Source organism: Streptomyces sp. NPDC002499 (assembly GCF_053595415.1).
In genome coordinates, this window is record NZ_JBSFXO010000004.1 from 439,843 (window position 1) to 451,330 (window position 11,488).

At 71.6% G+C, this 11,488-nt stretch carries 11 protein-coding genes; 7 read left to right on the top strand and 4 right to left on the bottom strand.

The features are described from left to right. The gene (locus ACWD5F_RS13005; RefSeq protein WP_451253795.1) at positions 1-1,650 is read left to right on the top strand and encodes a M4 family metallopeptidase; all 1,650 of its coding nucleotides are present in this window, start codon (positions 1-3) and stop codon (positions 1,648-1,650) included. 90 nt (positions 1,651-1,740) lie between these two features. Here the strand turns inward: ACWD5F_RS13005 and ACWD5F_RS13010 are convergent, their stop codons facing one another. Continuing rightward, a complete protein-coding gene (locus ACWD5F_RS13010; RefSeq protein WP_451253797.1) occupies positions 1,741-2,370 on the bottom strand; it encodes an NADPH-dependent FMN reductase in 630 nt (209 codons plus the stop codon). Between the two features lie 290 nt (positions 2,371-2,660). Between ACWD5F_RS13010 and ACWD5F_RS13015 the strand changes: the two genes are divergently transcribed. Further along, entirely contained in the window at positions 2,661-3,182 is a 522-nt protein-coding gene (locus tag ACWD5F_RS13015; RefSeq protein WP_401729900.1) for a hypothetical protein, read from the top strand. 199 nt (positions 3,183-3,381) lie between these two features. Next, the gene (locus tag ACWD5F_RS13020) at positions 3,382-4,014 is read left to right on the top strand and encodes a class F sortase (RefSeq protein WP_451253799.1); all 633 of its coding nucleotides are present in this window, start codon (positions 3,382-3,384) and stop codon (positions 4,012-4,014) included. Positions 4,015-4,064: 50 nt separating this feature from the next. Here the strand turns inward: ACWD5F_RS13020 and ACWD5F_RS13025 are convergent, their stop codons facing one another. The 3 genes from ACWD5F_RS13025 to ACWD5F_RS13035 all read right to left on the bottom strand — a co-directional run bounded on the left by ACWD5F_RS13025 (position 4,065) and on the right by ACWD5F_RS13035 (position 6,646). Then, positions 4,065-4,712 (bottom strand): LuxR C-terminal-related transcriptional regulator, encoded by a 648-nt coding sequence (locus ACWD5F_RS13025; RefSeq protein WP_451253801.1) that lies wholly within the window; start codon positions 4,710-4,712, stop codon positions 4,065-4,067. Between the two features lie 64 nt (positions 4,713-4,776). Continuing rightward, complete coding sequence (locus ACWD5F_RS13030) at positions 4,777-6,093, bottom strand: sensor histidine kinase (RefSeq protein WP_451253803.1); 1,317 nt, start codon at positions 6,091-6,093, stop codon at positions 4,777-4,779. Between the two features lie 10 nt (positions 6,094-6,103). Further along, on the bottom strand, positions 6,104-6,646 hold the full coding sequence (locus tag ACWD5F_RS13035) for a hypothetical protein (RefSeq protein WP_451253804.1): 543 nt from the start codon (positions 6,644-6,646) through the stop codon (positions 6,104-6,106). 224 nt (positions 6,647-6,870) lie between these two features. Between ACWD5F_RS13035 and nirB the strand changes: the two genes are divergently transcribed. The 4 genes from nirB to ACWD5F_RS13055 all read left to right on the top strand — a co-directional run bounded on the left by nirB (position 6,871) and on the right by ACWD5F_RS13055 (position 11,338). Then, entirely contained in the window at positions 6,871-9,468 is a 2,598-nt protein-coding gene (nirB, locus tag ACWD5F_RS13040) for a nitrite reductase large subunit NirB (protein WP_451253806.1), read from the top strand. Further along, complete coding sequence (nirD, locus tag ACWD5F_RS13045; RefSeq protein ID WP_451253808.1) at positions 9,465-9,815, top strand: nitrite reductase small subunit NirD; 351 nt, start codon at positions 9,465-9,467, stop codon at positions 9,813-9,815. Before nirB ends, nirD begins: the two co-directional genes overlap by 4 nt. 68 nt (positions 9,816-9,883) lie before the next feature. Then, complete coding sequence (locus ACWD5F_RS13050) at positions 9,884-10,468, top strand: TetR/AcrR family transcriptional regulator (RefSeq protein WP_451253810.1); 585 nt, start codon at positions 9,884-9,886, stop codon at positions 10,466-10,468. A gap of 81 nt (positions 10,469-10,549) precedes the next feature. Next, positions 10,550-11,338: an SDR family NAD(P)-dependent oxidoreductase gene (locus tag ACWD5F_RS13055; protein ID WP_451253812.1), complete on the top strand. Its 789-nt coding sequence runs from the start codon at positions 10,550-10,552 to the stop codon at positions 11,336-11,338. The last annotated feature ends 150 nt before the right edge of the window (positions 11,339-11,488 follow it).

Consider the following 11,488-nt stretch of genomic DNA (forward strand, 5'->3'; position numbering starts at 1 on the left):
ATGAGCCCGATACGCCAGCACCTCCGAGGTTCCCGTCGTCTCGCCACCGCCGGAGTGGCGGTCACCACCGCGACCCTTCTGGCCGCCGCGCTCTCCCCCGGCGCCGAGGCGGCCGACAGACCGACCAGGGCCACCGCGATCGACAACGCCGTGTCCGCGCTCGTCGCGCACGCGTCGGCGCTCGGACTCGACTCGACGCAGAGCACGTCGGTCCGGGACGTGATCGTCGACAAGGACGGCACGCAGCACGTTCGTTACGACCGGACGTACCGTCAGCTCCCGGTCCTGGGCGGCGACTTCGTGGTCCACCTGGCGGCGGACGGGACGTACCGCAGCGCCAACCGGGCGACGAAGAGCCGAATATCACTGCCCTCGATCACCCCCTCGGTGTCCGCCCCGAAGGCCGCCGATCTCGCGACGAACGCCCTGCGCGCCGCGAACCTGGGCGAGGCGCTGAAGAAGCTGACGGCCAAGCCCCAGCTGGTGGTCGACGCCCTGCACGGCACGCCGAAACTGGCCTGGCGCACCAACGTGGTGGCCCTGGACTCCCTCGGCAACCCCGTCGCCCGTACGGTGATCACCGACGCGCGCAGCGGCGCGCAGATCGACGCGTGGGACAGCATCGAGACGGCGAGCGGGGACGGGCAGTCGCTGTACGGCGGGACGGTGCCGTTGGAGACGACGGTGTCCGGGACGACGTACCAGCTCAAGGACCCCAACCGCGGGAACACGTACACCGGGGACGCGGCGAACAAGACCGACCTGTGCATCTTCGGCATCTGCATCGTGCGGGCGCCGTCCACGGTCTTCACCGACGCGGACAACCACTGGGGTACGGGGGCGACTTCGGACCGCGCGTCGGCGGCGGTGGACGCGCAGTACGGGACCAACGAGACCTGGGACTACTACAAGAACGTCCACGGCCGTAACGGCATCGCGGGCGACGGCAAGGGCTCGTACAACCGGGTGCACTACGGCACCAACTACAACAACGCGTTCTGGGACGACAGTTGCTTCTGCATGACGTACGGCGACGGTGACGGGACGACGTTCGGGCCGCTGGTGGCGCTGGACGTGGCCGGCCACGAGATGACCCACGGCGTCACGTCCAAGACCGCCGCGCTGACGTACTCGGGCGAGTCCGGCGGGCTGAACGAGGCCACGTCCGACATCCTCGGCACGATGGTCGAGTGGTACGCCAACAACCCCTCCGACAAGGGCGACTACCTGATCGGCGAGAAGATCGTCCGCTCCGGCTTCGGCAAGGCGGCCCTGCGCTTCATGGACAAGCCGTCGAAGGACGGCAACTCGGCGGACTCCTGGAGCAGTTCGGTCGGCAACCTCGACGTCCACTACTCCTCGGGCGTCGCCAACCACTTCGCGTACCTCCTGGCGGAGGGCAGCGGCGCGAAGACCATCAACGGCGTCGACTACAACTCCCCGACCTCCAACGGCTCCACCCTCACGGGCATCGGCCACGACAAGGTCGGCGCGATCTGGTACCGGGCGTTGACGGTCTACATGACGTCGTCGACGAACTACGCGGGGGCGAGGACGGCCACGCTGAACGCGGCGAAGGATCTCTATGGGGTGGGGAGTTCGGAGTACGCGGCTGTGGGGGCGGCTTGGAGTGCGGTGAACGTGAACTGAGGCCGCACAGGTGAAAAGGCCGGTGCCTCCCCACGTGGGCACCGGCCTTTTCGCATCGCCCTCGCTCGGGCGAGCCCGAACGATCCGGAGCTATCCGGCGTACGGCCGCACCGCCCGCGCCTCCCTCAACGCCCGCCCCCACCACACCAGTTGATCCAGCATCACCTTGGCGGCGGCGTCCGGGCCCGCCGGGTCCTTGAGGCGGCCCTCGTCGAAGGACGTGCCCGCGTTGTGGAAGGAGACGGTGTCTCGGATCGTCACGGCGTGGAGTTCGGCGAAGACCTGGCGGAGGTGTTCGGCGGCGCGGAGGCCGCCCGCGAGGCCGCCGTAGGAGACGAGGGCGACGGGCTTGGCGCGCCACTCGGTGTAGTGCCAGTCGATGAGGTTCTTGAGGCCGGCCGGGAAGGAGTGGTTGTACTCGGGGGTGAGGACGACGAACGCGTCGGCGGCCGCCAGCCTCGGGGTGACCGAGGAGCGGGCGGCGAGCGCCGCGGCGCTGGGTTCGAAGGTCGTGGGCAGATCGGCCTCCGCCACGTCCATGACCTCGGGGTCCAGGTCGTCGTGGTCGCGCATGCGGTCCAGGAGCCAGTCGGCGACGACCGGGCCGAAGCGGCCGTGGCGGTTGCTGCCCAGGACGAGGGTGACGGCGAGGGGGGAGGCGTCGGATGAGGGGTGGGCGGTGAGGGGCTCGGTGCTGGGTCGTGTCTCTGTGGTCTGCATGTGGAGAGCCTCGTACCTCAATCAATGTTGAGGTCAAGCGGACGTGGTCGCGAAGGCGCCTGCGCGTCGGGTCACCCGTTCACACGCGCGCTCTGCGCCCTTCGGGTTCTCTTCCGTCCCGCCCCCGCGCTACCTCGGTGACCTGCTGAAATGCCAGGCAGCCAGGCCCGCTTTACACCTCTTCACCACCCATTCACCGCATTTCTGACACACCCTCAGGAAGCGCGCTCGGCCCGCTGGCACTTACCTCGAAAGGGCAGGGGACACCGAAGAAGCTCTAGGGAGCACCGATGCGACGTACCGCCCGACTGCTGACCGGTACCGCGCTCGCCGTCGCGGCCGCCGGTCTCGTCGCCGCGCCGGCCCACGGCGTCGGCGGCGGCAGCCTGGAGGTGTACCCCTCCTCGGCCGTGCCGGGCGATCAGGTCACCGTCAACACCGCGGCCTGCGGCGAGGGCGGTACCGCGGCGGGCGACGCCAGCGCGGTGGGCGCCGGTGCCTTCACGCTGGCGCCGAGCGCGCACGAGGGCGACGCGATCGGGCAGTTCAGGGTGCCGCCGAGCGCGCAGCAGGGGACGTACGAGATCGTCGCGGAGTGTGCGGAGGACGGGCGGCAGGTCTCGGGCGACCTGGTGGTCACGCTGACCCCGGTCCGGGGGCAGGTGCACCCGAGAGGAAGCGTCAAGACGGGGGTCGGCGGCGCACTGGGCCCCGATCCCGTGCAGACCGCGGCCGGCGTGGCGGCTCTCGCCGTCGCCGCCGCGGGCGGTACCTGGCTCCTGCATCGCCGGGCGAGAGGCGACGGGATCTGACGGACACCCTCCGCTGTCCGTTCGCCGGTACCGCAAGTCCCTCCCCCTCCGGGTCCGACGCCCCTCGCGGCCCGGAGGGGGACCGGGGTCCCATCCAGGCAGAAGCCCGCTCCCGCGGCGGCCGCGCATCGGCCCGCAGGCAGCGGTCGGCAGGTCGCCCCACCGGGCAGGAGACCGCTCCGGCAGGCAGGAGGCTCGCGTGCGCAGGTTCAGCAACGCCCTCATAGGGACCGTCACCGTGGTCGCGCTCTGCACGGGCGCGTGGCTGCTCGACAGCGGCACCGGCACCAACGCCCCGCCGCAGCCGTCGGCCGCGCAGGGCCACGCCGCGCGCACCGGCCAGCAGGGCCAACGGGCCGCCGCGCCCGCGCTGCCGCCCTCCCCGCCCGACCGCATCCGCATCCCGTCGATCCGCGTGGACGCCCCCCTCATGGGCCTCGCCCTCACCCCGACCGGCAGCCTCGACGTACCGCCCGCCGAGAAGCCGAATCTCGCGGGTTGGTACGAGGCCGGCACCGCCCCCGGTGAACGCGGTACGGCCGTCGTCGCCGGCCACGTCGACAACGCCGACGGTCCCGCCGTCTTCTACGACCTGGGCGCCCTGAAGAAGGGCGGCACCGTCGAGGTGGACCGGCGCGACGGGAGCGTGGCCGTGTTCACGGTGGACGCGGTGGAGGTCTACGAGGCGAAGAACTTCCCCGACGAGAAGGTGTACGGCGCCGCCGCGCGCCCCGAACTGCGGGTCATCACCTGCGGGGGCGGGTACTCGCGGAGTACGGGATATCAGGGCAACGTGGTCGTGTTCGCCCATCTGACCGGCAGTCACCAGTAGCGCGGGCCGCGGTCACCAGTAGCGCGGGCCTCGGTCACTCGGTCACTCCCTCACGACGTGCTCTCCAAGTACCGCAGTACCGCCAGCACCCGCCGATGCCCCGTGTCCGACGGTGGCAGGTCCAGCTTGGAGAAGATGTTGGCCACGTGTTTCTCGACGGCGCGTTCGGAGACCGTGAGGGTCGTGGCCACGGCGTGATTGGTGCGGCCCTCCGCCATCAGAGCCAGGACCTCGCGCTCTCGTGGGGTGAGGGTGTCCAGGGCCGTGGTGCGGCGGCTCGCGCCGAAGAGCTGGGCGACGACCTCGGGGTCCAGCGCGGTGCCGCCGGCCTTGATGCGCTCCAGGGCGTCCACGAACTCCCCGATGTCGGCGACCCGTTCCTTGAGGAGGTAGCCGAACCCGGCCGGGTTCGTGAGCAGTTGGGTCGCGTGCGCCGTCTCCACGTACTGGGAGAAGAGGAGAACTCCCGTGCCGGGGCGCTCCGTTCGGATGCGTACGGCCGCTCGTACGCCCTCGTCGGTCTGGGTGGGCGGCAGGCGGATGTCGACGACGGCGACGTCGGGGGTGTGTTCGGCGACGGCGACGAGGAGGGTCTCGGCGTCCCCGACGGCCGCGGCCACCTCGACCCCGCGCAGCTCCAGCAACTGCGCCAGCCCGTCGCGCAGCAGGGCCGAGTCCTCGGCGATGACGACGCGCATTCCACTCCCGTCACATGGGCAACTCGGCATACCCGGTTCACGTGGGCAACTCGCTTCACCCGGCTCACATGGGCAGTTCGACCGTGACCACCGTAGGCCCTCCGGGCGGGCTGTCGCAGGTCAGCGTGCCGTCCACGGTACGGACGCGGGCGAGCAGGCCGGCGAGTCCTGAGCCTGCGCCGATCACCGCGCCGCCCCGGCCGTCGTCGGTGACGCGCAGCCGCAGCAGGCCGTCGTGGGCAGTGACGGTCACGCCGACCGCGTCCGCGTGGCTGTGCTTGGCGGCGTTGGTGAGGAGTTCGGCGGCGCAGAAGTAGGCGATGGACTCGACGGCCTGGCTCGGGCGGGCGGGGACGTCGGTGGTGAGGTCGACGGGGAGCGCGGTGTCGGCGACGAGGCCGGCGAGGGCCGCCGGGAGGCCCTGGTCGAGTACGGGGGGATGGATGCCCTTGACCAGGTGGCGCAGGTCGGCGATGGCCTGGGTGGCGTTGCCCTGCGCGGTGTCGACGACGGTGAGGACCCGGTCGGGGGCCGCGTCCGCGCTGATCAGTTCGCGGATGATGGTGAGGTGCATGGCGAGGCCGACCAGCCGGGCCTGGGTGCCGTCGTGCAGGTCGCGCTCGATGCGGCGCAGGGTCGCGGCGGCGTCGTCGACGGCCTGGGCGCGGGTCTCCTCCAGGGTGCGGATGCGGCGGTCGGCGGCGTCGGTGCCGAGAAGCGCGGTCAACAGGGCGCGGTGCGGTGTGAGCGCGTGTCGCAGGAGATGCGGGGCGACGGCGAGCAGCAGCAGACCGAGTGTGAACGGGATCAACCAGCGCGGCCAGCTGTCGACCTGGTAACCGAAGAATTCCAGCGATACGTGGGTCACGGTGCCGTCGGGGTGGTGGACAGTGTTGTAGTTCAGGCGGCTCAGGACCGGGTGGAGTGTGAGCAGGACGCCGTAGACGTATCCGATGACGACGGCGACGTACGCCAAAACGCCTGTGAACGGAGTCAACAGGGCGCAGCCCACGGCCCGCCACCCCGACCGCTCCCCCAGCAGCGCCCGCCGCCACGCGAACACCCCACCGCCCCGCTCCACCGGCGGCTCCTCGATCTCCACCCCGAGCAGCCGCCGGGCGAGCCCCCGCTGCACCGCTCCCAGCACCAGCGCACCCCGCACGGTCCCGGCCACCAGCCACAGCCCCAGCGTCGTCACCGACAGCACCCCGCCCACCGCGAGCCCGAACAGCGTCAGCACGAAGCCGACCAGCGCGAGCGGGAAGGCGATGACGCCGTAGAGGACGGCGGCGAGAGCGCGGCGGCCGAAGGTGGCGGCGGCGAGGGAGGCGAGGGTGCGGAAGGGGTGGCGGGGGCGGACTCTGTCGTAGAGGCGGTTCACGGCGTTCAACCTAGGCGAGGAAGCGGTGGGCGAGCCGGAGCTGGAGGGCGGTCAGGCCGCGTCCGATCCACGGCATGAGCAGCAGGAAGCCGATCCCGCCGAGGAGCGCGTGGAACGCCCACGCGCCGGCGAAGGTGGGGCCGCCCCACGCCCCCGAGTAGTCGTCGCCCGCGCGCAGGGGCCAGCCGAGGTTCATGGGGACGATGAGCCAGCCGTAGACGGTGACGAAGAGGGTGAGCAGGTTCAGCGGCAACGAGACGAGGGCGTGGACGAGCCCGCTCCTGGCTCCGCCGCGCACATCGCTTACGGTCCCCTCCGTGTCCTCCCTCAGCACCCGCCGCATCACCGCCCGCTGCCACCGTCCCGCCGGCGCCCCGACCAAGGCGAGCGGGATGCTCGCCAGGCTCATCGGCAGGGCCACCACGCCATAGGCGAAGCGGCGCCAGGTGCCGGCGGTGAAGGGCTCACGGAGGACGCGCCGGACGCGGATTTCGGCGGAGGTGCGGGTGCGGTCGGGGGTGGTGCGGGGCGGGATCTCACGGGTGGTGGTCATGGCATCAAGGCTCGCCGCCGCCCTGGTCGCCGGCGATGGTGCGAGTACGGAACCCGGGGGTTCGGCCAGCCCCACCCCGGCGCCTCGTGCGTGCCCGCCTCACAGCACGCCCCCGCCCCACCCCCGAACCCTCACACCCTCCCCCCGCCCCCGCTGAGGGCAGCGTTCCTCGCGGGAAACAGGTGTGATGCGGTCGGGTAACACCGGCGTCGCAGGCTCCTGGCATGACCTCGAATCCGCGTGTGGTGCCCACCATCGTGCTGGTCGGCCATGGCATGGTCGGTCAGCGCTTCCTCGAAGCGCTCGCCGAGCGCGGCCTGACCGCCACGCACCGCGTGGTCGTGCTGTGCGAGGAACCGCGTCCGGCGTACGACCGCGTCCAGCTCACCTCGTACTTCTCGGGCCGCACGCCCGAGGACCTGTCGCTCACGGACGCGGAGTTCATCAGGGACCACGGGATCGAGCTGTACGTCGGCGACCCGGCGCAGACGATCGACCGGGCGGCCAGGACGGTAACCGCCCGCTCCGGGCTGACAGTTGAGTACGACACGCTCGTCCTCGCCACCGGCTCGTATCCGTTCGTGCCTCCCGTGCCCAACAAGGATGCCGAAGGCTGCTTCGTCTACCGCACGATCGAGGATCTGCTCGCGATCGAGGCGTACGCGAAGTCGAGGGCGACGACCGGTGCGGTGGTCGGCGGTGGTCTGCTGGGCCTGGAGGCCGCGGGCGCGCTGAAGGGGCTCGGACTCACCAGCCACATCGTGGAGTTCGCGCCGCGCCTGATGCCGGTGCAGGTCGACGAGGGCGGCGGTGCCGCGCTCCTGCGCACCATCGAGGACATGGGCCTGACCGTCCACACGGGTGTGGGCACGCAGGAGATCGTGACCGACGCGGACGGCGCGGTCACCGGCATGAAGCTGTCCGACGGTTCCGAACTCGCCACGGACCTGGTGGTGTTCAGCGCCGGTGTCCGTCCCCGCGACCAGCTCGCCCGGGACTGCGGTCTGACGGTCGGCGAGCGCGGTGGCATCACGGTCGACGAGCAGTGCCGTACGGTCGCCGACCCGCACGTCTTCGCGATCGGCGAGTGCGCGCTGGCGGCGGACGGCCGGGTGTACGGCCTGGTGGCGCCCGGTTACGAGCAGGCGGAGACGGTCGCGGCGACCATCGCGCGGGACGAATCGGCGTTCACCGGGGCCGACTTGTCCACCAAGCTGAAGCTGCTCGGCGTGGACGTGGCGTCCTTCGGAGACGCGCACGGCACCGCCGAGGACTGCCTGGACGTCGTGTACTCCGACGCCCGCGCGGGCCTGTACAAGAAGCTGGTCATCGCCCGGGACGGCACGCTGCTCGGCGGCATCCTGATCGGCGACGCGGACGCGTACGGCACCCTGCGCGCGTTCACCGGCTCGGTCCCGCCGGTCGCCCCCGAGTCGCTGGTCCTGCCGGCCGGCGCCGGCGAGTCGGTCCAACTCGGCCCGTCCGCACTGCCGGACGAGGCGATCGTCTGCTCCTGCCACAACGTCTCCAAGGGCACGATCCGGGGCGCGGTGACGGAACACTCGTGCACGACCGTGCCCGAGGTGAAGAAGTGCACCAAGGCCGGTACGGGCTGCGGGAGTTGCGTCAAGGTGCTCGGCCAGCTCGTCACCGCCGAACTGGAGGCGAGCGGCGTCGAGGTCGACAAGGGCCTGTGCGGCTGCTTCGCCCAGACCCGCGAGGAGCTCTACGAGATCGTCCTCGCCCTGCGCGTCAACTCATTCCAGGACCTGCTCGACCGCTACGGCCGCGAGGGCGCCCGGGGCGGCGACGGCTGCGAGACCTGCAAGCCGACCGTCGCCTCGATCATCGCGTCCCTCGCCCCGACGATCGGCGCGAGCGGCTACGTCCTGGACGGCGAACAGGCGGCCCTCCAGGACAGCAACGACCACTTCCTCGCCAACCTCCAGAAGAACGGCTCGTACTCGGTCGTACCGCGTATCCCCGGCGGTGAGATCACCCCCGAGAAGCTCATCGTGATCGGCGAGGTGGCCCGGGACTTCGGGCTCTACACGAAGATCACCGGCGGCCAGCGGATCGACCTGTTCGGCGCGCGGGTCGAGCAACTCCCGCTGATCTGGGCCCGGTTGGTGGACGCCGGCTTCGAGTCGGGGCACGCCTACGGAAAGGCCCTGCGCACGGTGAAGTCCTGCGTCGGCCAGACCTGGTGCCGCTACGGCGTCCAGGACTCGGTCCGCATGGCGATCGACCTGGAGCTGCGCTACCGGGGCCTGCGCTCCCCGCACAAGCTCAAGTCGGCGGTCTCCGGCTGCGCCCGCGAGTGCGCGGAGGCCCAGTCGAAGGACTTCGGCGTGATCGCCACCGCGAGCGGCTGGAACCTCTACGTCGGCGGCAACGGCGGCGCGACCCCGCGCCACGCGGACCTGCTGGCACAGGACCTGACCGACACCGAGCTGATCCGCCTGATCGACCGCTTCCTGATGCTCTACATCCGCACCGCCGACCGCCTGGAGCGCACGAGCGTGTGGCTGGAGCGGATCCCGGGCGGCCTGGACCACATCCGCGAGGTGGTCGTGGAGGACTCGCTCGGCATCTGCGAGGAGTTGGAGTCGCTGATGGCGGCCCACGTCTCGAACTACGCCGACGAGTGGGCGACCACCATCAACGACCCCGAGAAGCTGGGCCGGTTCGTGTCCTTCGTGAACGCCCCCGACACCCCGGACCCGGTCGTCGGCTTCGTCCCCGAGCGTGACCAGATCAAGCCCGACCTGCCGCTGCTCACCATCGGCCACCGTCCCTTGGAAGGAAGCGCCCAGCGATGACCCTGGCACCCGAGACGACCGACCTGAAGGTCCAACTCCGGCTGGACACCGACTGGTTCACGGTCTGCGACCTCACCGCGCTGACCCCGGGCCGCGGGGTGGCGGCCCTCCTCCCCGACGGCCGCCAGGTGGCCCTCTTCCGCGACCGCAACGGCACCCTGTACGCGATCGACAACCGCGACCCGTTCAACGGCGCGGCGGTCCTCTCCCGCGGCCTCACCGGCACCCACCAGAGCCGCCCGTTCGTCGCCTCCCCCCTGCTGAAACAGCGGTTCGACCTGCTGAGCGGGCGCTGCCTGGACGACGAGTCGGTGCGGGTGGCGACGTACGAGGTACGGACGACCTGACGGGAGAAGGGCCGAGGTCGGCCGAATCTTTCTTGACCGATCGTTCCGCATGGTCCTACCCTCCCCCCATGGCCAGGACCAAGGAATTCGACCCCGACGCCGCACTCCAGTCCGCCCTGGAACTGTTCTGGCGGCGCGGCTACGAGGCCACGTCGATGTCCGACCTGGTCGAGTACCTGGGCATCGGCCGAGCCAGCCTCTACGCCACCTTCGGCAGCAAGCACGAGCTGTACCTGAAGGCGCTGGACCGCTACGACCGGGCCGGACTTCCGCCGATCGTGCGGGAGTTGGCCCAGCCGGGCCCCGCGCTGCCGGCCGTGCGAGCGGTCGTACGGCGGTACGCGGCGGAGGCCGGCGACGAGCAACTGCGCCTGAACGGCTGCCTGGTGACCAACACGGCGGCCGAACTCGCCCCGCACGACCCGGTCGCGGCCCGGCGCGTGGAGCGCAACTGGGACCAGCTGGAGACCGTACTGCACTCGGCACTCGTCCGCGCCCAGGCCCAGGACGAACTGCCCGCCGACCGCGACCCGCTCACCCTCGCCCGCATGCTGCTGGTGCTGATGCAGGGGCTGCGGGTGGTCGGCAAGGCGTCGGCGGACCCGGCCCGGGTGCGGGACGCGGCGGAACAGGCGCTGCGGTTGCTGGACTGATCCACACCACCGGCCTCTTGCCCGGAGGGGCCTTTCCTGCGCCCACATACTGAACCGATCGGTCAAGAAACAGGGGAGATCATGACCACCACCCACCTCACCGGCAGGACGGCCCGCTTCACCGGCCGGACGGCCCTCGTCACCGGCGCCGGCTCCGGAATCGGCCGTAGCGTCGCCCTCGCGTTCGCCGCCGAGGGAGCGAACGTCGTCGTGGCCGGGCGACGCCGCGAACCCCTCGACGAGACCGTCCGGTTGGTGGAAGCGGCCGGCGGCAAGGCCCTCGCCGTGACCGCCGACGTGTCGAACGCGCGCGACACCGAGGCTCTGGTCCGCGCCGCCGTCGACCGCTTCGGCTCCCTCGATGTGGCGGTCAACAACGCGGGCGTCTACCGGGGCGGCGCCCCGCTCGCCGACCTGTCCGAGGAGGACTGGCAGGCTCAACTGGACGCCAATGTCACCGGCGTGTTCCTGGCGCTCCGGGCGGAGATCCGGCAGATGCGGACCCAGCCGTCCGGCGGCGCGATCGTGAACATCGCCTCCGTCTTCGGCGTCCACGCCCGTCGCCCCGGCGCCGCCGCCTACTCCGCCACCAAGGCCGCCGTCTCCGTCCTCACCAGGGGCGCCGCCCTCGACCACATCCACGAGGGCGTCCGCATCAACGCGGTCAGCCCCGGCGCCACCGCCACCCCCATGTCCTTCCGCCCCGGCGAGACGGAGACCGACCGGGCCGAGCGTGCCCGGGCCACCCTCCCCCTGGGCCGTATCTCGGAGACCGCCGAAGTGGCCGCCGCCGTCCTCTACTTGGCCTCGGACGACGCGGCGTCCGTCGTCGGCACGGACCTGGTGGTGGACAGCGGCGCGACGGCCTGACCGCCCGGGTGGCAGGGCACGCCAGAGGGGCGGCACCCCCGCACAGGGTGCCGCCCCTCCTTCGTGATCCGGAACCGCCGCCCATCGGTTGAGGGTCGGGGACAGGTGGCGGTTCCGGGGTTCAGTGGCCGTCCGGCCCAGCGGTCGTCA